The organism is Methylobacterium sp. 092160098-2, from assembly GCF_028920805.1.
Taxonomy (GTDB): Bacteria; Pseudomonadota; Alphaproteobacteria; order Rhizobiales; family Beijerinckiaceae; genus Methylobacterium; species Methylobacterium fujisawaense.
Window position 1 is genome coordinate 1,063,590 of sequence record NZ_JAQPZJ010000001.1, and the last position, 25,786, is coordinate 1,089,375.

Sequence of the window (25,786 nt, forward strand, 5' to 3'; positions counted from 1 at the left end):
TTAATCTTTCGCCGATCGCCCCGGCGGAACCTTAGCGGCACAAGGCCGTATAAGGTTCCCCTACGATCCAGTGCCCCTGGGAATTCCATCGTGAACGATGTCGTGCCACATTTGCGCCGTCAGCCTCATCGGAAGCTGCATCTTCTACTTCTAATTATCTGGATGGCCGTGGCTCTGGGCTTGTGGGCGCTGATCAACACCCTCGCCGGGCGGCTGGTTTGGTGGTGGTGACGCTGGTTACAGCCCGCGATTGTTCTCGGGATAGTCGGTGAGATAGGCGCCGAGCAGATATCCCGCCTGATGGGCCGTCAGGTATCCCAGCATGATCAGAACGTGCAGCAGGTCGAGGCCGTAAACGGACATGAAAATGGTCATCGCAGTGAACATGACCACCGATGAGGTCATGGCGATGATCATCACCGAATAGGAGCGGCCGATCAGCGCTCCCACGAGAAACAACAGCGCTGCGACCACCATCTCGTCACCCAACCCGGATTCGTTCCAGGAAGTTCTTCTCACGAGCTTCCGGCGCACATCTGGGCAATGATGGCGTGCAGCCGAGAAAATATCAACCCGCTCCGCAGATGCCACCCATATTCGCAAAGGTGGGGGTATTTGTTCGGCAATAATGCTCAAAAAATAGCATTCGGCGTTACGGGACATCCATTGCTGAGCTTCGGCACAGGCCACGCTTGTTCACGGCAATGCTGAGAGACATCGCAGCCCGAACAAAAATCGCCGCGACCGGCTCCAATCCGTGCGGATCGTTAACGGAAGCGCGGCGGCGCCGCGCGACGGACAGGCCTCTCGGCGGTGCTGGGGCACGGAGGCACGGGAGCGTCACGTCGTGACCCTCCCGACCCCGCCAGATCAATGCCGGAAGTGACGGTGGCCGGTGAGGACCATGGCCAGGCCGGCCGCATCGGCGGCCGCGATGACGTCCGCATCGCGCATCGAACCGCCGGGCTGGATCACCGCCGTCGCGCCCGCTTCGGCGGCCGCCATCAGCCCGTCCGCGAACGGGAAGAACGCGTCCGACGCCACCACCGAGCCGACCGCCAGGCTCTGGGACAGCCCGAGGCGCTTCGCGCCCTCGGCGGCCTTCCAGGCGGCGATGCGCGAGGAATCGACCCGGGACATCTGACCCGCGCCGATTCCCACCGTCGCGCCGGCCTTGGCGTACACGATGGCGTTCGACTTCACGTGCTTGGCAACCCGATAGGCAAACCGGAGATCGGCCAGTTCGGCCTCGCTCGGCGCCCGCTTGGTGACGACCTTGAGCGGCATGTCGTCGACGACCACCGCATCCCGGCTCTGGACCAGCAGACCGCCGGCGAGCGTCCGCACGGTCTCGCCGGGGGCCCGCGGGTCAGGCAGTCCGCCGGCCAGAAGCAGGCGCAGGTTCTTCTTGCCCGCGACGATGGCCGCGGCCTCGGGCGTGGCATCCGGGGCGATGATCACCTCGGTGAAAATCTCGACGATCCTGCTGGCCGCCTCGGCGTCGAGCGTCCGGTTGAGGGCGACGATGCCGCCGAAGGCCGAGGTCGGGTCACAGCTCAGAGCCCGCTCGTAGGCTTCGAGCAGGCTGATGCCTTCCGCGACGCCGCACGGATTGGCATGCTTGATGATCGCCACGGCGGCGGTCCGGGCCGGATCGAACTCGGCCACGCACTCGTAGGCGGCGTCCGTGTCGTTGAAGTTGTTGTAGGACAGCTCCTTGCCCTGGAGCTGCCGGGCGGTGGCCACACCCGAGCGGACCTTGCCGGGCGCGCGGTAGAAGGCGGCCGCCTGATGAGGGTTCTCGCCGTAGCGCAGCGCCTGACCGAGGGTGCCGCCGAAGGCGCGGAACTGCGCCGGCGCATCCGTGCCGAAGCGGCCGGCCATCCAGTTGGCGATGGCGGCATCGTAGGCCGCGGTGCGGGCAAAGGCCTTCTGCGCCAGGCTCCGGCGCAGTTCCGCGCCCAGGGCGCCGTCATGCGCCTCCAGTGCGGCCAGCACGCCGGCATAATCCGACACGTCGGTGACCACGGCCACATCCGCGTGGTTCTTGGCCGCTGCGCGGATCATGGCCGGGCCGCCGACATCGATGTTCTCGATGCAGTCGGCATCCGACCGGTCGGCCGCAATGGTGGCCTCGAACGGGTACAGGTTGACCACCAGCAGATCGATGGCGCCGATCCCATGGGCGGCGAGCGCGGCCTGATGCTCCGGGTTGTCGCGGATGGCGAGCAATCCACCGTGAACCGCCGGGTGCAGCGTCTTGACCCGGCCGTCCATCATCTCCGGAAAGCCCGTGAGATCGGCCACCTCGGTGACAGGCAGGCCGGCCTCCTGCAGGGCACGATGCGTGCCCCCGGTGGAGACCAGCGCGATGCCGCGGGCGTGGAGCGCCCGGGCAAAGTCGACGAGGCCGGTCTTGTCCGAGACCGAGAGGAGCGCGCGGGAGACCCGCACCTGATCGTGCGCCATAGCTTCGTGCCGAAAGTTCGAGATTTCCCGGCGCGGTAGCATGGAAACGGTGAGCCCGGCCAGCCGGCTCCCTCAGGGTGCCACACCGCGCAGCGGTGCGGACGCCTGACGCTCGAAGCTCCAGCGGACCTCCACGTCCTCGGAGACGCGCAGGTGCAGCACGATCTGGTCGGTGCGGCGCGGCCCCGTCAGGCCCGAGAAGTAGACGCTCTCCTCGATGGCGATCTCGGCGTTCTCGGCGCGGAACACCCAGACCTCGCCGAGCGCCGAGGCGAGTTCGAGCCCGTCCGGGATGCCGCGCACCGCGATGCCGGGATGGAGATGGAAGCGGATCGCCACATCCTGCGGGCGCAACCGCCGCCCCCGGCTTTGCGCCTTGCCCTGGCGCAGGAAGGCGTCGCGGCCCTCCAGCCGCACCGACGCGTGGAACAGCTGCCAGCGGCGCTCGTGCACGATACCGAAATCGGGCGCGTAGCCGTTGTGCCGGGCCGCGAGGACGACGCTGTCGGCCTCCTCGGCGCGCTCGGCGGCCACCGCCGAGGGCCCGCTCAGCACCACGGGCCCGCGCCGGCGAATCAGCCAATCGGCCAGGAGCCGCTCGCCCCACCACCCGGTACGGGTGAGGAACCGGCACGACGAGCTGTGGGCGACCGAGGCCGTGGAGTGGGCCGGCGTCGAACGGGCGAGGAGGCGCAGATCCGCCCCGCTGGCCGGCAGGCCGCAATTGACCACGATGCGCTGGGGGCCGCTCGACATCTCGAAGGCGAGGCAGCCGGCACCGGCATTCACCGAGTAGGGCAGCGGCGGGCACGCGCCGACATCGGCCACGATGACGACCCGGCCGCCTTCCAGGCGCTCGTAGCCCGAGTTCGGCGCGTGCATCAGCGGCCGGGCGAGCGCGCCGTCGTAGACCAGCAGGGTCGCGAGGTGGTCCGCATCCGTGGCGCCCATGCCGTTGAAGTGGCTCAGCGAGGCGTCCGGGTGGCGCAGGAGTCGCAGCAGCGGCAACATCCGGTCGACGGCCCGCAGCAGCGCCATCGGCGGCTCGACGCTGCGGCTGAGGTAGCTCTGGCGCAGGGGCAGGAGGTCGAGGAGCAGATCCATGGCGAAGCGCGGGTCGCGGGACCGGTGGCCACCATCGGTCAGGATCTGGCGGTCGAGCTCCCGCGTCAGAATCCGGGTCGCTCGACGCAGGATCGGCTGAATGCCGTCGCAGCACAGGCCGGCGTAACAGAGCGCCACGGCGGCGTTCAGGCGCCATTGCGGTGGCACGCCCCGCCGCAGGTCGCGCTCGAGTTGCTGCGCGTTGCGTCCGATCGCCTTGAGGAAGTTCTGGTAGAAGCCGTGATCGGCCCCCTCCAGCACGAGGGGCGACTGGCACAGGAACGAGATCAACCGGCGGGCCGCCACGGGCGTCTGCCGGGCGAGCGCCGCGTCGCCCCGGCCCGCGATGAAATCGGCCACGAAGGCGCGGGCATTGGCCCGGGCGAGGGCGGTGTCGGCGGCGCGCAGGTGGCGCAGCCAGCCGAAGCCGTAGAGTTCGTCAGCCCATTCCGGCGACGGCGCCGCGTAGTCGAAGGGTGAGCCGCCGCTCGCCGCGAGCGACCGGCCCGCGAAGACGAACAGCCCGGCATAGATGTCGTCCGCAAAGGTCGCGTCCGAGGTCCGCAGGTCCTGCGGGGCGATCACCAGTCCGGTCACCCGCATCCGGGCGAGGATGTCGGGCGGTGCTGTGACGCTGGCTCCGGCCGCGCGGCCCGCGCGTGCAGCCTCGCGCGCGACGAGCCGATAGAAGCGCCAGCGGTCAGGCCCCCAAGCCACGCGATCTCCGAGCTGCGCGTTTTCACAAGGCCCCAAGGCCTTGAGCCCTCGCGTACGAGGATCGGCTGGCACCCGTTTCGTAAGGCTAGTGGGGGCCTCTTAACCGGCGGTTTACGCTATGTCATGCCCGACGCCGTGAAGGCGACTGAGGACGGTACCGTCAGTCGTGACGGCTCGTGACCTGGGCCGGATCGGCACAGCCGCGGAGCACGTCGTCAGGATGGAAGCTCGATCCCGTCCTGTCGGAGCCGGCATCCGGCCATGACACGGGCCAGCCCTCGGCGGAGCGGCTGCAGCGCAATCGATCCCGCGCCGGTCGGATCGGGTCACTTCGGCATGAGCGCGGCGTCGAACGCCGCCAGGTTCGACCGCATCAGGTCGAGATAGGTCGCTGCCGGACCGTCCGCCCCGGAGAGCGCGTCGGAATAGACCTTCCCGCCGATGCGGGCGCCGCTCTCGCGGGCGATCTGCTCCATCTGGCGCGGGTCGCTGATGTTCTCCAGAAACACCGCGGGTACGCGCTCGCGGCGAATCTGGCGGATAATCGACGCCACGTCCCGCGGGCTCGCCTCGCTGTCGGTGGAGACGCCCTGCGGCGCGATGAAGCGCAGGCCGTAGGCCGCCGCAAAATAGCCGAAGGCATCGTGGGTCGTGATGATCTGCCGCCGCTCCGGCGGGATTTGGAGGATCGCTGCCCGGACGTCCCGCTCCAGGGCATCGAGCTTGGCGAGGTAGCCGGCCGCGGCCTCCTGATAGGCGGCGGCATGGGCCGGATCGACCTTCACGAGGCCGTCCCGGATGTTCGCCACGTAGATCCGAACGTTGGCGATGCTCTGCCAGGCATGTGGATCGAAGGCGTGCTCACCGTGTCCGTGACCGCCCTCCCCGTGGACATGCTCGTCCTGCGCCGGGATCGGCGACACGCCCGTCGAGACGGTCACCACTGGGGCGCGCGTGCCGGAGGCGCGGATCAGCCGGTCGAGCCAGCCCTCCAGCCCGAGGCCGTTGACGAACACGATATCGGCCTCGGCGAGCTTGCGCGCGTCGGCTGGCGACGGGCTGAAGCCGTGAACGTCGGAATCGGGTCCGACCAGGGTGGTCACCGTCACGGACGCACCGCCGATCTGCCGGACGAGGTCGCCCAGGATCGAGAAGCTCGCAACCGCCCGGATCGGGACGGTCTGCGTGGTGGCCACCGCCGGCACCCCAAGTCCGAGCCAGACGGACAGGACCGCGAGCGCCGCGATCCGGAATGTTGTTGCCACGCCCCGCACCGTTCCACCTTCCCGCGCCTTCGGTCGCACCTGCCACTAATGTAACATTGTTACATACACAAGCGGGATACATGCCCGGTCCCCAATGCGCGGCGTCGGACGCGTCGCGCCCCGTGGGTTCCGACGCTGTCCGGAGCGTCAAGATGGAGGATTCCATGTCCCGCCGTTTGAGAGCGAGCATCCTGGTGACAGGGGCCCTCGGCCTGGGTGTCGCCAGCGCGGCCGTTGCGCACGACCATGGACCCGACGGCTTCCGCGGTCACGGGCGCTGGAGTGCGCTCACGCCCGAGGATCGGGCGGCCTTCACGGATGCCCGCATCGCCGCCCTGCATGCCGGCCTGAAGCTCAACCCCGACCAGGAGAAGCTGTGGCCGCCCGTGGAGGCTGCAATCCGTGACATGGCCAAGATGCGCCAGCAGCGCCGCGAGGCGATGCGCGACCGCCCCAAGTTCAGCGACGATGCCCCAGCGGCCCTTCGGGCAATGGCAGATGCCGCGACGGCACGCGGAGAGGCCCTGCGCAAGCTGGCCGACGCGTCCCAGCCGCTCTACGCCAGCCTCGATCAAGACCAGAAGCGGCGCGCAACGATCCTCGCCCGGCCTATGGGCGGGCATGGTCACGGCGGCTGGCATCGCGGCCGGGAGGGCGGCCGGGAGGGCGGCCGCGGTCCGGACGGCGACGACCGTTGAGCCAAAGGCCTTGATCCGCGGCGATGGCGGCGGCACACCGCTGCCGCCGCGCATCCTGCCCGAGGCCGGCGCTGATCCGACCTGGTAGGTTTCATGGCGCGCCTCCGCGGCGACACGGCTCCCCTTCTCGCGCGCCTCTGGCGCACCTGGCTGTACCCGCACCGGGCCACCCTTGCCGTGGTGCTGGTGCTGATCGCGCTGGTGGGCGCCTCGACCGGCCTCTACCCGGCGCTGATCAAGGCCGCCTTCGACGCCTTCGACCGCAAGGATGCGGCGGCCATCGCCTATGGGCCGCTGGTGGTGATCGTCGTCACCGCCACGCGCGGCTTCGCGCTCTATGGCCAGACCGTTCTGACGAACAGGGTGGTCACCCGGGTCGAGGCCGACATGCAGGCGGCGCTCTACGGGCACCTGATCGAGTCCGATCTCGCCCAGCTCGGCCGCGAGAGCCCGGCGGCGCTGACCCAGCGCTTCACCACCGATTTCGCCTTCATCAAGGAAGCGCTGACCCGCATCTCGACGGTGCTCCTGCGCGACATCGCCATGCTGATCGGCCTCGTGGGGGCGCTGATCTGGATGGATCCGGTGCTGACTCTGGTGGCCGGCGTCACGGTGCCGTTCGTGGCCGGACCGATCGGGCGGATCGGGAAGAAGCTCAGGCGGGTGTCGACCTCGACGCAGGAGCAGATGGGCGCCACCGCCAGCCTCATTTCCGAAAGCCTCCAGGGGGTCCGGGTCGCCAAGACCTACGCCATGGAGGCCTACCTCAAGGGCCGCGCCGCGCAGGCCCTCGACGAGGTGCGCCGCCTCAAGATGAAAGCCGCCAATGCCCGCGGGCGTCTCGACCCGCTGCTGGAGATCGGGGGCGGCATCGCGGTGGCGGGGGTGCTCGTACTGGTCGGGCAACGGGTGCTGGCGGGGGAGAAGACGGTGGGCGACTTCACCGGCTACGTGGCGGCGCTGCTGCTCGCCGCGCAGCCGGCCCGGGCGCTGGGGAACCTCAACGCCATCCTGCAGGAGGCGGCCGCCGCCCTCAGGCGCTACTTCGACGTCATGGACGAGGCGCCCGAGATACGCGAGGCGCCCGACGCGCGGCCGCTCACCGTGTCCGCCGGGACGATCCGCTTCGACGGCGTGCGGTTCCGCTACCGGCCGGATGCGCCGGCCCTGGAGGGGATCGATCTGACGGTCCCGGCGGGCTCGGTCACGGCCCTGGTCGGACGCTCAGGCTCCGGGAAATCCTCGCTGCTCAACCTCGTCCCGCGGCTCTACGACGTGACCGAAGGCCGCGTGACCATCGACGGACAGGACGTCCGCGCGGTGACCCTCGCGTCCCTGCGCGCGGCGGTGGCGGTGGTGTCGCAGGAGGTGGTCCTGTTCGACGACACGATCGCGCGGAATATCGGCTTCGGCCGGCCCGGGGCGTCGCCTGCGGAGATCGAGGCGGCCGCCCGCGCCGCCGCGGCCCACGACTTCGTCGCGGCCCTCCCGGAGGGCTACGACTTCCGTGTCGGGCCCGGCGGCGGCCGACTGTCCGGCGGCGAGCGGCAGCGGGTGGCGCTGGCGCGCGCCTTCCTGAAGGACGCGCCGATCCTGCTCCTCGACGAGGCGACCTCGGCCCTCGATTCCGAATCGGAGCGTCTGGTCCAGGAGGCGCTGACCCGGCTGATGCGGGGCCGCACCACCCTGGTGATCGCCCATCGCCTCTCGACGGTGCGCGACGCCGATCAGATCGCCGTGATGGAATCGGGCCGCGTGATCGAGACCGGACGGCACGACGCCCTGCTCGCGGCCAGCGGCGCCTATGCACGCTTGCACCGGCTCCAGCTGTCGGAGCCCGCGACCGCCGAATAACGCGCGTGTGCGGTGACACCGTCATGCGCCGGCTCCGTAGATTCGCGCGCCGGAGCGCGCCATAAGGGCCTCAGTCGATAAGGACCAGACCGTGAGCGACCTGACGTTCGAGATCCAAAGTCATCCCGCCCCGCGGACCGCCGAGGAGCGGGCCGCGCTTATGGCGAATCCTGGCTTCGGCAAGGTGTTCACCGACCACATGGTGGTGGCGCGCTACACGGCCGGTCGCGGCTGGCACGATGCGCGGATCCAGGCCCGCGAGGCGATTCCCCTCGATCCCGCCTCCGCGGTGCTGCACTACGCGCAGGAGATTTTCGAGGGCCTCAAGGCCTACCGCACTGCCGATGGCGGCGCCGCCCTGTTCCGGCCCGACGCCAATGCGCGTCGCTTCCGGCACTCGGCCGAGCGCCTGGCGATCCCACCGTTTCCGGAGGATGCCTTCGTCGACGCGGTGCGCAAGCTCGTCGAGATCGACCGCGCCTGGATCCCCGACACGCCCGACGGTAGCCTCTATCTCCGGCCATTCATGATCGCCACCGAGGCGTTCCTGGGCGTCCGGCCGGCCTCCGAATACCTGTTCATCACCATCGCGTCGGCGGTGGGCTCGTACTTCAAGGACCCGAACAGCACCGTCACGGTCTGGGTTTCGGAGCATTACACGCGGGCCGCCCCGGGCGGCACCGGCGCGGCCAAGTGCGGGGGCAACTACGCGGCGAGCCTCGCCCCGCAATCCGAGGCCGCGGCCCAGGGCTGCGAGCAGGTCGTCTTCCTCGACGCGGTTGAGCGCCGCTACATCGAGGAACTCGGCGGCATGAACGTGTTCTTCGTCTTCGAGGACGGCACGCTGGTGACGCCGCCGCTCTCGGACAGCATCCTGCACGGCATCACCCGCGACTCGGTCATAACCCTGGCGCGGGAAGCCGGCCTGACCGTGAAGGAGGAGCCCTACACGATCGACGCGTGGCGCACCGACGTGCGGGAGGGCCGCCTGACCGAGGCCTTCGCCTGCGGGACCGCCGCGGTGATCACGCCGATCGGCACCGTGAAGGGCCGCGAGGAGAGCTTCACAATCGGGAACGGCAAGGCCGGGCCCGTGGCCCAGCGGCTGCGGAGCCTTCTGGTGGACATCCAGCGGGGCAACACCAATGACGCCCATGGCTGGTTCCAGAAGATCTTTTAAGGCGTCTCGCCAGTTCGAACTCATGGCACGGGGGTCGAGCAGGCTTGGCTCGCACCCTCGGCGCGGCACCCGCACGTGCAACCCATCCCCGCATCGTGAAATGGCGCAGCGCAACGGAGGCCTCGCAGGAGGCCTCCGGACGGCCGCGCGATCCCTGGACCGCGCCTGCGAGGCTGCTGCCCAGCACCTCAGGATAAGAGGGATCGATCGGACAGGCCGCGTCACGCCACGGCGGTTGCGCCCGTGACCGTCGCGGCGGGGCAGGTTCCCGATGCGGCCATCATCGGCCCGTGGAACCCCGGCGTCCGATCCGATCTGCCGTCCGCCTTCCTGCCGCTGGTGACGGTCTACCGGTCCGAGCACGTCGAGACGCCGCTGCGCGACGCCCTGGATCTGAGCGACCTCTGCGGGCTGCCGGCCCGCCAGCTCAGCCGGTTCCGGGCCCGCCGCCTCGTCGTCCATGAGGTGCTGATCCGCGTGATGTCGGACCTGTCCGTGCCGGTCGGTGCGGTCTATGCCGATCTCGGCGTGAACTTCCGGGCCATCGTGTCCACGATCCTGCGCGAGGGCATCGAGCCCCGCCTCAGTGAGATCGAAGCAGCCCTCGCCCAAATCCGCGCCGAGGCCGACGCGCTACTCGATCGTGAAGTCGCCGCCATCCTCGACGAGACGCCGGCCCCGCAGCCGCCCGAGCCGCGCTGGCTCGATAGGCTCCTCGGACGCCGCCCCCCGGCGGTCGTGGCCCCGCGCGAGGATCTCGCGACCCGGTCCCTGCGTCATCTCGAGACTTGGCAGCGGCGCGCCGCCGAATCCGGCGACGGCCTGGAGATCGCCGCCTGCGAGGCCCTGCGCAGCGTGGTGTCCGGCCTTATCGCGCGGCAGAACACCTTGATCCGCGACGGATCCCTGATGCGGACCATCGCCGGTACGCTGGTCTCGAACGGCTACGGCAGCCGCCGCATCGGCGAGCTGATCGAGCCCTGGATCGCCGCAGTGGTGGAGGCGCATGGCTATCGCCGGCTGGCGCCGCAGGACTTCCCGGTGGTGATGAACGTGAAAGGGGCCTCGGCCTCCGGCAAGAGCACGATCCGTCCCTACCAGCTCGGCCTCGCCAGACGTCTCGGCATGGCGTGGTCGGACTTCGCGGTGATCACACCCGACGTCTGGCGCAAGTACCTCCTCGACTACGACAGCCTGGGCGAGGCCTCCCGCTATGCCGGGACGCTGACGGGCTACGAGGTCGAGATCATCGACATGAAGCTCGACCGCTACGTCACCCGCAAGGCGGCCGAGCGGCGGATCTCGAACCTGCTCATCGACCGGTTTCGGTTCGACAGCTTCCAGGCCGAGGCCGGCTCTGACGGCGGCGGGCAATTGCTCACCCGGTTCGGCGACCGGGTCTACATGCAGTTCATGGTCACGCCCCCGGCCGACACCGTCGAGCGGGCATGGAAGCGGGGTGAGATGTTCGGCCGCTACAAGGCGGTGGAGGACCTGCTGGCGCACAACGTCGAGGCCTATACCGGCATGCCGCGCCTGTTCTTCAACTGGGCGCTCTCGCGCGACAAGCAGGTGGTCTGCGAGTTCCTCGACAACAGCGTGCCGCTGGGCGAGCGGCCGCGCACCATCGCGTTCTGGGCCGACGGGATCCTCAACATCCTCGACGTGAAAGGGCTGATCGACATCGACCGGTTTCGGAAGGTCGACATCTTCGCCCGCAGTCCCGAGGCGGTGTTCAAGGGCGCCGACCTTTCGGCATCCGCCAACACCACCTTCCTGCGCGAATGCCTGCGCCGGATGGCGATCGTCCGCTTCGTTCAGGCCGAGACCGGCCGTGCCATCCTGCGCCTCGATCGCGGACGGATCACCGCGCTGGATCCGGCCACCCTGGCGGCGGTGAAGGCGGGTCCGGACTGGGAGGCGGCCTGCGCGGTCATCGGATTCCCGGCCGATCCGACCGCGATTCCCACGCTCGATGAAACGCTGCACCCGACCGACGCGCCGACGCTCGGTGCCTGGGGCCCGATTTCTCCGTCGGGGCAAACGGAATAATATCGCCGCCCTGACAGTTCATCCCGTCCGTATCAGGCTGGTATATTGCATACCTAGAACGGATGTGCATGATCGTCGGTGCACGAGAGACGCCGCCACAGCAAGGCCGCGCCGCCCAAGAGAGAGGCTCAGGGATGGAACGCCAGGATTCGCCGTCGGCGAAATGGTGGCAGCTCGCCTTCGGCGTGATCTGCATGGCCATGATCGCCAACCTCCAATACGGTTGGACGTTGTTCGTGGACCCGATCGACCAGCGCTACCACTGGGGACGCGCGGCGATCCAGCTCGCCTTCACGCTGTTCGTCGCCACCGAGACCTGGCTGGTCCCGGTCGAGGCGTGGTTCGTCGACCGCTACGGCCCGAAGATCGTGGTCGCGTTCGGCGGCGTGATGATCGCCCTCGCCTGGACGATCAACGCCTACGCCGACAGCCTGGCGATGCTCTATCTCGGCGCCGTCATCGCCGGCATCGGTGCGGGCTCGGTCTACGGCACCTGCGTGGGCAACGCGCTCAAGTGGTTCCCGCATCGCCGCGGCCTCGCCGCCGGTGCCACCGCGGCCGGCTTCGGCGCGGGTGCCGCCATCACGGTGGTGCCGATCGCCCGCATGATCGCGTCGAGCGGTTACCAGGACGCCTTCCTGTATTTCGGCATCGGTCAGGGCGCCGTGGTCCTCGCGCTCGCCTTCCTGCTGCGCAAGCCGTCGACCAACTCGCCGGTCCAGCGCAAGAGCACCCGCCTGCCGCAGACCAAGGTCGACCGCAGCCCCCGCGAGGCGGTGCGCACCCCGGTCTTCTGGGTGATGTACGCCATGTTCGTGATGGTCGCCTCCGGCGGCCTGATGGCGGCGGCGCAGATCGCCCCGATCGCCCACGACTTCCAGGTGGCGGGCGTGCCGGTGAGCCTGTTCGGCCTCCAGATGGCGGCGCTGACGCTTGCGATCTCGCTCGACCGGATCTTCGACGGGTTCGGGCGGCCGTTCTTCGGCTACGTCTCCGACAACATCGGCCGCGAGAACACGATGTTCATCGCCTTCTCGACGGCGGCGCTGGCGGTGATCGTGCTGCTGACCTACGGTCACATCCCGATGGTCTTCGTGCTGGCCACCGCGGTGTATTTCGGGGTGTTCGGCGAGATCTACTCGCTGTTCCCGGCGACCTGCGGCGACACGTTCGGCTCCAAGTACGCCGCCAGCAATGCCGGCCTGCTCTACACCGCCAAGGGCACCGCGGCGTTCCTCGTGCCCTTCGCCAGCCTCCTGTCGGCGGCCTACGGCTGGTCGGCGGTGTTCACGCTGATCATCGTGCTCAACGTGACGGCGGCGGCGATGGCGATGTTCGTCCTGCGCCCGATGCGAGCTCGCTACCTCGCCGCAGAGGAGCATCCCGCGGCGCTCGGCGCCCACCCGATCCGGGCGGCCTGAGCAGCCCCCGCTCCACGACGTCGCCCGAGCGACGCCCAGCCTTCACGGATCTCCCGCCCTCCCCTCCTCCGGGAGCGTGGGGGATCCCCCGCCAGCCGGCGCCCAGAGCCGCCCGTACCGATACCGATCCTCCGGGAGAAACCGTGATGACCGCACTCGCCAAGATCGTCCACACTGCCCCCGAGGTCGAGGCAGAGCCCGAGCTGACCGACGGCTTCCACCTCGTCATCGACGCGCTCAAGCTCAACGGCATCGAGACGATCTACGGTGTCCCGGGCATCCCGATCACCGATCTCGGCCGCATGGCCCAGGCCGAGGGGATGCGGGTGATCTCGTTCCGCCACGAGCAGCACGCCGGCAACGCCGCGGCGATCGCGGGCTTCCTTACCCAGAAGCCGGGCATCTGCCTCACGGTCTCGGCCCCGGGCTTCCTGAACGGCCTGACCGCCCTCGCCAACGCCACCACCAATTGCTTTCCGATGATCCTGATCTCGGGTTCCTCCGAGCGCGAGATCGTCGACCTGCAGCAGGGCGACTACGAGGAGATGGACCAGCTCGCCATCGCCAAGCCCCTGTGCAAGGCGGCCTTCCGGGTTCTGCATGCGGCCGATATCGGCATCGGCGTCGCCCGCGCCATCCGCGCCGCCTGCTCGGGCCGGCCGGGCGGCGTCTACCTGGACCTGCCCGCCAAGCTGTTCTCCCAGGTGATGGACGCCAAGGCCGGCGAGAAGTCGCTGGTCAAGGTGATCGATCCGGCCCCGGCCCAGCACCCCGCCCCCGAGGCAATCGCCCGGGCGCTCGACGTCCTGAAATCCGCCAAGCGGCCGCTGATCGTGCTCGGCAAGGGCGCCGCCTACGCCCAGGCCGACGCGGCGATCCGCAGCCTCGTGGAGACCAGCGGCATCCCCTACGTGCCGATGAGCATGGCCAAGGGCCTCCTGCCCGACACCCACCCGCTCTCGGCCGGCGCGGCGCGCTCGACGGCGCTGAAGGACTCGGACGTGGTGCTGCTGATCGGCGCCCGGCTGAACTGGCTGCTGTCGCACGGCAAGGGCAAGAGCTGGGGCGAGCCCGGTTCGACCAAGTTCATCCAGATCGACATCGAACCCCGCGAGATGGATTCGAACGTCGAGATCGTCGCGCCGGTGGTCGGCGACATCGCGTCCTGCGTGCAGGCGCTGCTCGACGGCATGGGCCAGGGCTGGCAGCAGCCTCCCTCCGACTGGATCGAGACGCTCAAGACCAAGCGCGAGGCCAACGTCGCCAAGATGGCGCCGAAGCTCATGAGCAACGCCTCGCCGATGAACTTCCACGCGGCGCTCGGTGCGCTCCGCACCATCGTCAAGGAGCGGCCGGACGCGATCCTGGTCAACGAGGGCGCCAACACCCTCGACCTCGCCCGGGGCATCATCGACATGTACCAGCCGCGCAAGCGCCTGGATGTCGGCACCTGGGGCATCATGGGCATCGGCATGGGCTTCGCGGTCGCGGCGGCGGTCGAAACCGGCAAGCCGGTCCTGTGCGTCGAAGGCGACAGCGCCTTCGGCTTCTCCGGCATGGAGGTCGAGACCATCTGCCGGTACGGGCTCCCGGTCTGCATCGTCGTGTTCAACAACAACGGCATCTACCGCGGCACCGACACGGATCCGACCGGCCGCGATCCCGCCACGACGGTGTTCGTGCCGGATTCCCGCTACGACAAGATGATGGAAGCCTTCGGTGGCGTCGGCTACCACGTCACCACGCCGGACGAGCTGACCCGCGCGGTCAACGAGGCGATGAACTCGGGCCGCCCGGCTCTGGTCAACGCCGTCATCGACCCGGCGGCCGGAAGCGAGAGCGGCAACATCGGCAGCCTCAACCCGCAGAGCGGCATCAAGAAGAAGAAGTGAGGGCGGCGGGCCCCTGAAGCCCGCAACTGGGATGTCTGCACGCCGGCCGGATCGCTCAGCGGTCCGGCCGTTCATGACTGCGCGGCACGCTTCGAGGCCGAGCCGCGGGCCCCCTCTCCCGTGCGGGAGAGGGACAGGGTGAGCGAACAGGTCCGTCCGGAAAGGGCGCGACCGGGACGCGCCTCAATGACGTGCTCGTCCTGGGAGTTCTCGCCCCTCACCCCAGCCCACTCCCGCACGGGAGAGGGAGTCTGGCGCCGCTGGCAAGCCACACAACGCGAATCCAACACCGATCCGACGAGTTCCTGCGATGATCGATCCCGACCTCGCCGGCCGCCTGCACTTTCGCCACCGACTGCCCGGCCGCGAACCCCTTCCGCCGGGCAGGCACGCCCTCGGCCTCTTCGCCGAGCGCGACGCGGTGCTGGTGGTTCCCGAGGGCCTCGATCCGCGCCGGCCCTGCCCGCTCGTGGTTCTGTTCCACGGCGGCGGCGGCAGTGCCGAGCGCATCCTGCCGATGCTGGAGGCGCATGCCCGCGCAGCGCGCTTCCTGCTCCTCGTGCCGCAATCCCTCTTCCCGACCTGGGACATCGTCATCGCCGGCCATGGGCCTGACCGCGAGAGGGTCGCGGCGGCACTGGCGCACGTGGCGGACCGGTTCCTCCTCGATCCGGGGCGGCTCTGCTTCGCCGGCCATTCCGACGGTGGAAGCTACACCCTCTCGCTGGGGCTCGCGAACGGCGATGTGGCGAGTCACCTGATCGTCTCGTCGGCCGGGTTCCTGTCGGTCCATCTGCAGGTCGGCGCACCGCGCATCTTCCTGTCGCACGGGACGCAGGATGAGCAGATCCCGATCGACCGGAGCGCCCGGATCCACGTGCCGACGCTGCGCGAGGCCGGTTATCCGGTCACCTATGTCGAGTATGACGGGCCGCACGCCCATCAGCCGGCCGTGGTGGCCCAGGCAGTGGACTTCTTCTTGAGCGATCCGCCCGACGGCGTGTGAGCGTCAGGCCAGAGCGGTACGGGCCGAGGCGCGGGCGCGGATCGGCGCCTCGGGCGCGTCGGCTTCGGACAACAGCGCCGGGATGAGGTCCGTCTGCGAGACGATCCCGACCAGACGGCCGTCGGCGTCGACCACCGGCAGGTGGTGCAGCCCCGCCTCCGACATCCGCGGCACCAGCACGGCGATGGGTGTGTCGGGGCCGACGGGCTCGACCGCGCTCATGATGTCGGCGGCGCAGCCATGGGGTGCGCGGCCCCGCTCGGCCGTGAGCCGCAGGCGGCGGCCGAGGCCGAGGCGCGGCCCGGACCGGTCCCAGGCGGCCTTGTCGAGGAGATCCGTCTGCGTGACGATGCCGAGGACGCGTGCCCCCTCGTCGGTCACCGGAAGCGCCTTGATCCGGTGCCTGCGCAGCAGCCGCAACGCCTCGGCCAGCGGCGCGTCCGGCGCCACCGCGATCACGTCGCGCGACATGATCGCCGCGCAGGTGATCGGACTCGAGAGGCGGCCGTAGACCCGCATCTGCACGCGCCGCAGGATCTGCTCCAGGTCGCTGCGGTCGACGTCGAGGAGCTGGTCGAAATCCTCCAGCGCGGCGTCGAGGTCCGAGGCCCGGAAGCCCACCCGGGCGCCGGAGGGCGGATCGGCCGTTCTCGGACCCGCCGGGCGCAGATGCGGGTAGGCGCGCCCCGTCAGGTTGTTGAACAGCAGGGCGGTCGTCAGCAGCAGCAGCGAATTGGCCGCGACCGGCCAGAGCACGAAGCCGTAGCCCAGCTCGCGGATCGCCGGGCCGCCGAGAACGGCCGTTAGCGCTACGGCTCCGCTCGGCGGGTGCAGGCAGCGCAGGGCCATCATCAGGGCGATCGCAACCCCGATGGCGCAGGATGCCGCCACGAACGGATCGGCGATCCACGCCCCCGCCGTGACGCCCACGAGTGCCGCCACGATGTTGCCGCCGAGGATCGACCACGGCTGCGCCAGGGGGCTCGCGGGCACGGCGAAGAGCAGCACCGCCGAGGCGCCCATCGGGGCGATCAGGACAGGCAGCGCCTCGGAGCCCAGGGCGGCGCGGCAGACGAGGCCGGTCGCCAGGATGCCCGCCAGGGCACCGGCGGCGGAGCGCAGGCGCTCACGCTTGCTGATCGGGGTCAGCTCCGGCAGGAAACGGCTCAGGAATGCGCGCATCGGATCCGGGGCTCGCACATGAAAAGGACGGCGCTGGGGGAGCGCCGTCCTGTCTCAGGAACGCTGAGGTCGGGCGCTGTCTATCAGACCGCGCGAGCCTCGTGCATCGCCCGGATCTGCTCCGGCGAGTAACCGAGGTCTGCGAGCACCTCATCGGTGTGCTCGCCGAGCAGCGGCGACGCCTTCACCTCGACCTTCATGTCGGAGAACTTGATCGGGCTACCGACGGTCAGGTACTTGCCGAGCTTCGGGTGCGCCACCTCGACGACGGTGCCGCTCTCGCGCAGGGACTTGTCCTCGGCGATCTCCTTCATCGACAGCACCGGCGCGCAGGGGATGTCGTAGGTGCGCAGGATGTCCACCGCCTCGAACTTGGTCTTGTCGGCGAGCCACTCCTCGATCGTCTTGAAGATGTCGAAGATCTTGTCCTGGCGCGCCCGGGCGGTGTTGTAGCCCGGATCGGTGATCCACTCCTCCTTGCCGAGCGCCTTGCAGATCGGCGCCCAGGCATGACCTTGGATCGTGAAGTAGATGTAGGCGTTCGGGTCGGTCTCCCAGCCCTTGCACTTCAGCACCCAGCCCGGCTGGCCGCCGCCGCCGGCGTTGCCGCCCCGCGGCACCACGTCGGAGAACTCGCCGTGGGGGTACTGCGGGTACTCCTCGAGGTAGCCGAGGGCGTCGAGGCGCTGCTGGTCGCGCAGCTTCACGCGGCAGAGGTTGATCACCGAGTCCTGCATCGACACGGCGACCTTCTGGCCCTTGCCGGTCTTGTTCTTCTGGTGAAGCGCCGTGAGGATGCCGATGGCGAGGTGCATGCCGGTGTTGGAGTCACCCAGTGCGGCTGCGCTGACGGTGGGCGGCCCGTCCCAGAAGCCCGTGGTCGAGGCGGCACCGCCCGCGCACTGGGCGACGTTCTCGTAGACCTTCAGGTCCTCATAGTGGTGGCCGTCCGAGAAGCCCTTCACCGAGGCGAGGATCATGCCCGGGTTCAGCTCCTGGATGCGGGCCCAGGAGAAGCCCATCCGGTCGAGGGCACCGGGGCCGAAATTCTCGACCATGACGTCGGAGTCTTGAATGAGCTTCTCGAGGACTTCCTTGCCGGCCTGGGTCTTGGTGTCGAGGGTGAGCGAGCGCTTGTTGGAGTTCAGCATCGTGAAGTAGAGCGCGTCTGCGTCCTCGACGTGGCGCAGCTGGGTCCGGGTCACGTCGCCGGCGCCGGGACGCTCGACCTTGATCACGTCGGCGCCGAACCAGGCGAGCAGCTGCGTGCAGGCCGGGCCGGCCTGGACGTGCGTGAAGTCGATGATCTTGATGCCTTCCAGCGGCTTGCTCATGGGGCGTTCTCCCTGTGCGGTTTGGTGATCGGGACCTTCGGATCGTCCGGCGGGCTCATGGCGCCCGGCGGGCCGGATCCGAGGAAGCTTCGAGTTCGGCCACGCGTTGGCGCAGGCGCTTCTCTTCGGCCCAGCGCTCGGTCTCGTCGCGGATCACGGCGACGATCCCGGTCACCCGGTCGGAGGCGTCCCGCACCATCCCCACCGTGAAGGCGATGGAGAGCTGGCGGCCGTCCTTGTGGAGCGCCGGCACCCTCAGGGTCTCCGCCCCGTAGCGGGTGACGCCGGTGCGCATGGTCTTGGCATAGCCGTCCCAGTGGCGGCGCCGGTGCCGCTCGGGGGTGATCAGATCGAGACTCCGCCCCAGCGCCTCGGCGGCGCTGAAGCCGAAGATGCGCTCGGCGGCGGCGTTCCAGACAGTGATGGCGCCGTCCGGATCGGACACCACCACGGCGTCTCCGATAGCCCTGACGAAGTCGGCGAGATCGGAACCGTTACGCTCCGCCTGCGCCAAGCCCGTCACCGGCGACATCCGGCCAACGGGCCAGGGATGAGGCGGATTGCAGAAGTCCGAAGCTGCGTCATCCGCGGCCACCCTCCCTGAACGTCGCCCGAAAGAGCGGCGTTAAAATTCCAGTCCGGTCTTGCTAAGGAACCGTGACCAGCCCTTTCGTTGGTATTTGGTATGCCAAATGGGGAATTCCGTCAACGCCTGCGGTGACAGGTGGAACTTTTCTTCAACTCGATGCCGCGAGACGCGGCCCCTGACGGAATGCCGGCGGGCGGTCTCGACACGGGCCGAGCAGCCCGGCATTTCGCCCTGAGCCTTCCGAACGCGATCGCTTTCGACACGCCGATGATCGCCGCTCAGGATTTCGGGCTCCGGGCTCGACGAGCAGATATGTCTACGGGTATCGACAGTATTTCCTGAATGAGTGCGCCGCGTCCCACTCTGGTCGCCTCGGTTACGACTTTAATCTCGGACCGCAACGATTGATGGATCGTCACGCCGAATGATTTCCGTATCGGCTTTTATCGGAAGCTGATCATAAGTGACGGGATCTCCGCCGACGCGTCATAGATCCGGCGCCTTAGCGCAGGTTTTCCGTAGCGAGATCGGCTTGAGCGCGGCTTCGTGTGACTCCGACAGAACGCGGGCACCATTATGGCCACGCATTCCGCGAGGACGACCGGGCGGCTGGATCCGGCAGACTGCCTCCGGCCCAACAGCGATGTGGTCATCGATGGCACGCACGGATTCCATCGGAGCAGGCCGCGCCGCGACGCGCGCGGAGGCGACGCCGAGGCATCCATAACGACATGCTTTTGCCGTCTCCCCGTGCGACAGACGATCGGCGTGCGGATTGCGGCGCGGTCATGATCCCGGTGACGGGTCGACCTTCTAGGCCGGGAGGGCCGGGAAACAGACCATGAATATGGAGATCCGGAAGGCAGAGGGACAGCCGGTTACGTCTGCCGACCGTCAACAGGCGGTCACTGAGTCGCTTCGGCAGATCGCGCGCATGTCGCGCTTCGCCGATCGCAAGAAGGGGATCCGGTCCTATCAGGTCCAGACCAAGAACGACCCCTGGATCCCGGTTCTGTTCGTGCTCTGTTTCATCCTGCCGGCCTTGGCCGGTGCCGTCTATTACGGCTTGATCGCGTCGAATCGCTACGTCACCGAAGCACGCTTCGCGATCCGACCGGCTCTCGGCTCGTCCGACAAGACATCCTCCGAAACCGGCGGAACCGACTCCGGCACGTCGAACCAGATGGTGGCGCAGGATACACAGATCACGCGCGAGTTCATCCTCAGCCGGCCGATGCTGGAAATCCTCGAGGGGCAGTTGCCGCTGCGCCAGTGGTTCAGCAGCGATTCGATCGATTACTTTTCACGGTTCGATCCTGAAAAGCCGATCGAGAAGTTCGTGCGCTATTGGAAGCGGCGCGTCGGCGTCGAGGTCGAAAGCGGCTCCGGGATCATGTCCGTCACGGTCGAGGCCTTCGATCCGGACGAATCGCTGTCCATTGCCAAGGCCGTCATGAAGGAGGCCGAGCGCAAGGTGAACGCGCTCAGCGTCAAGTCGCGCGATGACGCCGTGGCGGAGAGCGCGCGCGAACTCCGGCTTGCCGAAGAGCGTATGACCAAGATCCGCCTCGCCATGCGCGACCTGCGCAACCGCGAAGGTGTGCTGGACGCCCAGAAGACGAATGATATCAATATCAAGATGATCGCGGAGCTGCGGTCATCCCGCATCAACCTCGCGGTCCAGCTCGCGATAGGCCAGCGCGACCTCGGTCCCGATTCGCGCCGTATCATGGATCTCAAGCAGCAGATCAAGGATATTGACGACAACATCGCCCGGATCGAGCGGCAATCCGCCAGCCAGGATCCCGATCAGAAGCGGCTGCTGTCCGACGCGTTGACGCGGTTCGAGATCCTGGAGAACGACCGGAAGAATGCCGAGAAATACTACCAGCAAGTGCTGACCGCCTACGAGCGCGCCCGCATCATCTCGGCCCGGCAGATCGAGTTCTTCAGCCCGATCGTCGAGCCCGTGAAAGCGGAATCGTCGACCGAACCGCGGCGGCTCCTGATGATCGGCCTGATCATGGCGGGCGCCGGAATCCTGTTCGGAGCCTCGATGTTCGCTCGTAAGATGATGACCTGACCCACGCCCGCCCCTCGGAGTTGCCCGGGGCGGATACGTATCCTCGCCTCAGCGGGTGGACCGGGCGGCCGGGCCGATCGTACCGCCGGTCCAGCCCTGTGCCCGCCAATCCTCGGCGCGCTCGTCGATGTCGATCGAACCGGCTTGATCCAGAATGGCGAGGACGCGCTCGCCCCGCGACTCGTCGGCCCGAACGGTGACCAGAGTGCCGCCCCGTCGCACGCCTTCCGCATAGGTCTCGGCTTCGTCGGCGCTCAGACCCGCCGCCGTCAGGCCGCCGATCAGGCCTCCGGCCGCGGCGCCGACCCCGGCGCCCGTGACGGCGGCCACGAGCCAGCCCGCCGCGACCACCGGTCCGAGCCCGGGGATGGCCAGCAGCCCGAGGCCGGCGAGCAGCCCCGCGCCACCGCCCAACACCGTCCCGACCGTCGCCCCGGTGCCCGCCGACTCCGCCGCGTCCGACGGGTGGGGCACGGCGGAACCGGGCGCGTGCGGTTCAGCGGGTGAGTCGGGGCGGTTCGCGACAATGCTGATCTCGGCATGGGGGATGCCGGCAGCTTCCAGCCGGTCCACCGCGTCTGCAGCGGCCTCGTATCGGTCGAACAGGGCGGTCAAGATGCGGACGGCCATCGGATCCTCCCGGACATACCCGGGTCGGAGCCCGGAGACGTGGCGACATCGCGGAAAGCCCGCAAAGGGCTCCGACGGGTCCTCATCAAGCGCTTGCGGCAGCCCCGGTTCCCGGCACCGCCCGCCACATCTTAACGCCGCGCTAACCATCCACCCGGCAGATCTTGCCGAGTGCTCCCCGGCCCGTCCGGGGGGAACGGCGACGGATGGAATCGATGGCAGAAGCGGCGAGCGCGCCGGCACAGGCGAGCGTCACGACGGTCCTCGGCCAGCTCACATTGCCGACGCGCGGCGACCTCCACGCGCTGTCCAAGCGGTCGGACCTGCTGTTCGCCACAGGCGTGCTGGGGATCCTGGCGGTCCTCATCTTCCCGCTGCCGGCGGTCCTGCTCGACCTGCTCCTGGCGGTCTCGATCATCATGTCGGTGCTGATCATGATGACCGGCCTGTCCATCGACAACCCGCTGGAATTTACCGTTTTCCCGACGTTGCTGCTCATCGCCACGATGCTACGGCTCGCCCTGAATCTCGCCTCGACCCGCCTGATCCTCGGGCACGGACACGAGGGCACCGCCGCCGCGGGTCACGTCATCGAGGCGTTCGGCCATTTCGTCATGGGCGGCAACTTCGTGATCGGGATCATCGTGTTCGCGATCCTGATCATCGTGAACTTCGTGGTGATCACGAAGGGCTCGGGCCGCATCGCCGAGGTCGCGGCCCGCTTCACCCTCGACGCGATGCCCGGAAAGCAGATGGCCATCGACGCCGATCTCTCGGCCGGCCTCATCGACGAGAAGGCCGCGAAGGCCCGGCGGGCAGCGCTGGAAGAGGAATCGTCGTTCTTCGGCGCCATGGACGGTGCCTCGAAATTCGTCCGCGGCGACGCCGTGGCGGCCCTGCTGATCACCTTCATCAATGTCGTCGGCGGCATCATCATCGGCGTGGCGCAGCAGGGCATGAGCTTCGGCGACGCCGCCAAGAGCTACACGCTGCTGACCATCGGCGACGGTCTCGCGAGCCAGGTCCCGGCCCTTATCGTCTCGACGGCGGCGGGCCTGCTGGTCTCCAAGGCCGGTGTGCGGGGCGCGGCCGACAAGGCCCTCGGCAAGCAGCTCGCCCATTACCCCAAGGCGCTGGGCATGTCGGCGGCCGTGATGCTGCTGATCGCGCTCCTGCCCGGCATGCCGATGCTGCCCTTCGTGCTGCTCGGCGGCGGCGCCGGCTACGCCGCGTGGCGCATCAACAAGACCGCCAAGCTGGCCCCGCCCCTCGACGCCCAGGGCGTACCGATGGATGCGGCCGCGGTGGCGGCCGCGGCCGCCCCCAAGGAGGAGACGGTCACCGACCTCCTGAAGCTCGACGACCTCAAGCTGGAGATGGGCTACGCGCTCCTGGCGCTCGTCAACGGCGAAGGGCAGGACCGGCTCACCGACCAGATCAAGGCCCTGCGCCGCCAGCTCGCGGCGGAACTGGGCTTCGTGATGCCGTCGGTGCGCATCCTCGACAACGTCCAGCTCGACGCCAACGCCTACGTGGTGCGGGTGAAGGAGATCGAGGCCGGCACCGGCCGGATCTTCCCCGGTCAGTTCATGGCGATGGATCCGATGGGCGGCCAGGTCCAGCTGCCGGGCCAGCACATGCTGGAGCCGACCTTCGGCCTGCCGGCCACCTGGATCGACGCGGCCCTGCGCGACCAAGCCCAGTTGAAGGGCTACACCGTGGTGGATGCCGCAACCGTGGTGTCGACCCATCTCACCGAGGTCATCAAGGCCCACGTCTCCGAGCTCCTCAACCACGTCGAGGTCTCGAAGCTGCTGCGCGAGCTGTCCAAGGAGCACGCCGACCTGCTGAAGGAGATCGTCCCCTCGCAGATCTCGACCACCGGCATCCAGCGCGTGCTGCAGTTCCTGCTCGCCGAACGGGTCTCGATCCGCGATCTCGGCGCGATCGTGGAGGCGATTGCCGAAGTGGCGGGCGGGGTGAAGAACCCCCGGGACGTGGTCGAGCACGTCCGCGCCAGGCTCGGCCGGCAGATCTGCGCGCAGTACCAGGACCAGAACGGGATGCTGCCGATCATCACCCTCTCGCCGGCCTGGGAGCAGGCGTTCATGGAATCGATCGTGGGCGAGCGCGACGAGCGCTACCTCGCGATGCAGCCCTCGAAGCTCAGCGAGTTCGTCAATGCGGTGCGCGACCGCTTCGAGATGGCGGCGCGCCAGGGCGAGATGCCGGTCCTCGTGACCTCGGCGCAGACGCGGCCGTTCGTCCGCTCGATCATCGAGCGCTTCCGCCGGGAGACACCGGTGATGAGCCAGGCCGAGATCCATCCGCGGGCGCGTCTGCGGACGGTGAATTCGATCTGAGCGCAGACGCTCCCTCGCGACCGGACGGATCGCGGCCCCTGGATGTCGGCGTCGGGCTCCGGAACGCCCGGCGGATCATCGCCTCAGGCCGAACGCGGGAGCCCGTTGCACCCCGCGCGGAGACCGGCCTCAGAAGGGTGAGGCCCGCACGACAGGGCTTCGTGCGCCGACTTCCCAGACCGGACGCGAGCCGCGACGGCGCCCCCTGAAGGAATTCCCTAGGGCGAGTCAGATCGCCTTCTGCTTGAGCTCCCGCTCCATCTCATGGGCGTCGAGGCCAGGGGCGGTGACCGGCGGTTCCGGCACGGCGGTCGCCTTCGGTCCGTTCGCTGGGGTGCCGATCGCCGCGGCCAGACGCGAGCGTTCGAATGCGATCACCACGATCACCGAGATCAGCGCCGGAAGCCAGAAATAGAAGACGCGGAACACCAGCAGCGCGGCGACGACGGCGTTCTTACGCGCCTCGTCGGTCTCCGCGATGTTCATGGCGGTGAGGAAGACGATCTCGAAGACGCCGAGGCCACCGGGCGCGTGCGAGGCGAGCGCCACCGAGAAGGAGGCCAGGAAGATCGCCAGGACGGGGATGAAGCCCGGATTGACCGCGTCCGGCAGGGCAAAATAGATGATCCCGGCCGCCCCTAGAAGCTCCAGCGGTGCCGCCGCGAGCTGGCGCAGCATGATCCCCGGGCGCGGGTATTCGAGCTTGAATTTCCGCATGCTGATCGGCGGCAGCCGCAGAAGCGAACCGGCGACGTAGAGGGCGACGAAAGCCAGCATCCCGATGCCGACGGCGACGGCCGTACTCGGATTGGTCAGGATCGCCGGGAGCTTGTCCTGCAGGCGGGCCAGCAGATGCGGATCGTAAACCAGCGTGAAGCCGCCGAGCAGCACCGTCCCGAGGAAGAACGTGAAGGAGCACAGCGCCACCAGAACGGCGACCTGCGCCGCCGACAGGCCCTTGGCCGTGTAGGCGCGATAGCGGACCAGGGCGCCGGAGAAGACCGAGGCGCCGATATTGTGCGAGAGGGCGTAGGTCGTGAAGGAGCAGAGCGAGACGAACAGCCACGAGATGTGGCGCACACCCAGATGCAGGAGCGCGATCCGGTCGTACCAGGCGAGCGCCGCATAGGCGACCAGGGTCGAGAAGGCCGCCAGCAGGATCCGGTGCGGCGGGATCGCGAGCACCGCGGCCCAGATCGCCGAGAGCGAGGTGGTCTTCAATTCCTGATAGAGGAAGTAGCCCGATACCACGACGGCCGCGAGGCCAATCATGGGCCAGATAAACTCGCTGATCTTCTTCATGAACACCGACGCCCTGGGGAGAGCCCCTGATGCGCCGGCACGCGACGCGCTGCAAGCGGCATGTCACCGCCGCGATCCCCCTTGTCAGGTGATCGTGACGGTTTCGTGCCGCGGGAGCCTGCCGATCGGTCCGTCGGCCGGGCTCAGCCCCGGGCGCGGTTCAGGCCGATCCCGTCCATGGCGGCTTGGTCCCGAGCCGATTCGGCCGCGCGCTCGGCGGTCCGCTCGCGGTCGTTCAGGATCTCGACCTTCTTCAGTTCCTCGAAAGCCTCGCCCAGCTCGGCCTTCGCCTCGGCGAGCTGACCCTCGAGAGCCTGGGCGGATTGAATCATGTTGTCCCGGCGCGTCGCCGCCGCGCGGGCATAGGTCGGGTAGGCGAAGTGACCGACATCGGTGATTCCGGCCCGGGCCTCCTCGACGGCGACCTCGCGATCGAGCTCCACCGCCATGCGCTGGAAGTCGGCCATCATCATCTCGATCTGGGTCACGCGCCGGCGCTTCTCATCGACCTGGAAGCGGCGCAGGCGGATCAGCGTGTCACGCGATTTCATTAGGACGCTCACTCCACGCAACGCTTGAGGCCGCGCCCGGGATCACGCCCGGACCGTGCCCATGTGCGAGCCTGCCCACGGCAGCCTCGCCCGG

Annotated in this window: 19 protein-coding genes; 9 read left to right on the forward strand and 10 right to left on the reverse strand. The window is 68.8% G+C overall.

The features are described from left to right. Positions 1-237: 237 nt before the first annotated feature. The 4 genes from PQI07_RS04940 to PQI07_RS04955 form a co-directional block, all read right to left on the reverse strand. On the reverse strand, positions 238-663 hold the full coding sequence (locus PQI07_RS04940; protein ID WP_251982374.1) for a hypothetical protein: 426 nt from the start codon (positions 661-663) through the stop codon (positions 238-240). Between the two features lie 207 nt (positions 664-870). Next, the gene (gene purH, locus PQI07_RS04945; protein ID WP_274926176.1) at positions 871-2,469 is read right to left on the reverse strand and encodes a bifunctional phosphoribosylaminoimidazolecarboxamide formyltransferase/IMP cyclohydrolase; all 1,599 of its coding nucleotides are present in this window, start codon (positions 2,467-2,469) and stop codon (positions 871-873) included. A 72-nt stretch (positions 2,470-2,541) separates the two neighbouring features. After that, on the reverse strand, positions 2,542-4,290 hold the full coding sequence (locus tag PQI07_RS04950) for a heparinase II/III family protein (RefSeq protein ID WP_043353729.1): 1,749 nt from the start codon (positions 4,288-4,290) through the stop codon (positions 2,542-2,544). Between the two features lie 326 nt (positions 4,291-4,616). Beyond that, entirely contained in the window at positions 4,617-5,555 is a 939-nt protein-coding gene (locus tag PQI07_RS04955; protein ID WP_083683691.1) for a metal ABC transporter solute-binding protein, Zn/Mn family, read from the reverse strand. A gap of 164 nt (positions 5,556-5,719) precedes the next feature. Here PQI07_RS04955 and PQI07_RS04960 point away from each other — a divergent pair, with 164 nt between their 5' ends. From PQI07_RS04960 to PQI07_RS04990, 7 genes are all read left to right on the forward strand, one after another. Continuing rightward, positions 5,720-6,253 (forward strand): Spy/CpxP family protein refolding chaperone, encoded by a 534-nt coding sequence (locus PQI07_RS04960; protein ID WP_043353732.1) that lies wholly within the window; start codon positions 5,720-5,722, stop codon positions 6,251-6,253. 93 nt (positions 6,254-6,346) lie between these two features. Beyond that, entirely contained in the window at positions 6,347-8,107 is a 1,761-nt protein-coding gene (locus PQI07_RS04965) for an ABC transporter ATP-binding protein (protein ID WP_043381667.1), read from the forward strand. A 91-nt stretch (positions 8,108-8,198) separates the two neighbouring features. Next, on the forward strand, positions 8,199-9,287 hold the full coding sequence (locus PQI07_RS04970; protein ID WP_043353724.1) for a branched-chain amino acid aminotransferase: 1,089 nt from the start codon (positions 8,199-8,201) through the stop codon (positions 9,285-9,287). Between the two features lie 243 nt (positions 9,288-9,530). Then, complete coding sequence (locus tag PQI07_RS04975) at positions 9,531-11,339, forward strand: DEAD/DEAH box helicase family protein (RefSeq protein ID WP_274926177.1); 1,809 nt, start codon at positions 9,531-9,533, stop codon at positions 11,337-11,339. A gap of 134 nt (positions 11,340-11,473) precedes the next feature. Next, positions 11,474-12,760: an oxalate/formate MFS antiporter gene (gene oxlT, locus PQI07_RS04980; protein ID WP_043353715.1), complete on the forward strand. Its 1,287-nt coding sequence runs from the start codon at positions 11,474-11,476 to the stop codon at positions 12,758-12,760. A 146-nt stretch (positions 12,761-12,906) separates the two neighbouring features. Continuing rightward, a complete protein-coding gene (oxc, locus tag PQI07_RS04985) occupies positions 12,907-14,652 on the forward strand; it encodes an oxalyl-CoA decarboxylase (RefSeq protein WP_274926178.1) in 1,746 nt (581 codons plus the stop codon). 310 nt (positions 14,653-14,962) lie between these two features. Continuing rightward, positions 14,963-15,658, forward strand: coding sequence for an alpha/beta hydrolase (locus PQI07_RS04990; RefSeq protein WP_274926179.1), 696 nt, complete (start codon positions 14,963-14,965; stop codon positions 15,656-15,658). A gap of 3 nt (positions 15,659-15,661) precedes the next feature. Here the strand turns inward: PQI07_RS04990 and PQI07_RS04995 are convergent, their stop codons facing one another. The 3 genes from PQI07_RS04995 to PQI07_RS05005 all read right to left on the reverse strand — a co-directional run bounded on the left by PQI07_RS04995 (position 15,662) and on the right by PQI07_RS05005 (position 18,697). Beyond that, on the reverse strand, positions 15,662-16,840 hold the full coding sequence (locus tag PQI07_RS04995) for an HPP family protein (protein WP_043381675.1): 1,179 nt from the start codon (positions 16,838-16,840) through the stop codon (positions 15,662-15,664). A gap of 83 nt (positions 16,841-16,923) precedes the next feature. Next, a complete protein-coding gene (gene frc / locus PQI07_RS05000; protein WP_043353710.1) occupies positions 16,924-18,174 on the reverse strand; it encodes a formyl-CoA transferase in 1,251 nt (416 codons plus the stop codon). Positions 18,175-18,229: 55 nt separating this feature from the next. Beyond that, on the reverse strand, positions 18,230-18,697 hold the full coding sequence (locus tag PQI07_RS05005) for a PAS domain-containing protein (protein WP_403090579.1): 468 nt from the start codon (positions 18,695-18,697) through the stop codon (positions 18,230-18,232). Between the two features lie 907 nt (positions 18,698-19,604). Between PQI07_RS05005 and PQI07_RS05010 the strand changes: the two genes are divergently transcribed. After that, a complete protein-coding gene (locus tag PQI07_RS05010; RefSeq protein ID WP_274926180.1) occupies positions 19,605-20,846 on the forward strand; it encodes a KpsE/RkpR family capsule polysaccharide export protein in 1,242 nt (413 codons plus the stop codon). Between the two features lie 48 nt (positions 20,847-20,894). On the opposite strand, the gene PQI07_RS05015 is transcribed toward PQI07_RS05010, so the two are convergent. Then, positions 20,895-21,476 (reverse strand): hypothetical protein, encoded by a 582-nt coding sequence (locus PQI07_RS05015; RefSeq protein ID WP_043381681.1) that lies wholly within the window; start codon positions 21,474-21,476, stop codon positions 20,895-20,897. Between the two features lie 215 nt (positions 21,477-21,691). On the opposite strand from PQI07_RS05015, the gene flhA reads away from it, so the two are divergent. Continuing rightward, positions 21,692-23,839, forward strand: coding sequence for a flagellar biosynthesis protein FlhA (gene flhA / locus PQI07_RS05020; protein WP_274926181.1), 2,148 nt, complete (start codon positions 21,692-21,694; stop codon positions 23,837-23,839). Between the two features lie 228 nt (positions 23,840-24,067). Here flhA and PQI07_RS05025 read toward each other — a convergent pair whose 3' ends face one another. Together PQI07_RS05025 and fliJ are read right to left on the reverse strand one after the other, a co-directional pair. Beyond that, on the reverse strand, positions 24,068-25,141 hold the full coding sequence (locus PQI07_RS05025) for a lysylphosphatidylglycerol synthase domain-containing protein (RefSeq protein ID WP_274926182.1): 1,074 nt from the start codon (positions 25,139-25,141) through the stop codon (positions 24,068-24,070). Between the two features lie 143 nt (positions 25,142-25,284). Next, positions 25,285-25,692 carry a flagellar export protein FliJ gene (gene fliJ / locus PQI07_RS05030; RefSeq protein WP_012322462.1) on the reverse strand — a complete coding sequence of 136 codons (408 nt, stop codon included), beginning with the start codon at positions 25,690-25,692 and terminating at the stop codon, positions 25,285-25,287. Positions 25,693-25,786 lie beyond the last annotated feature (94 nt).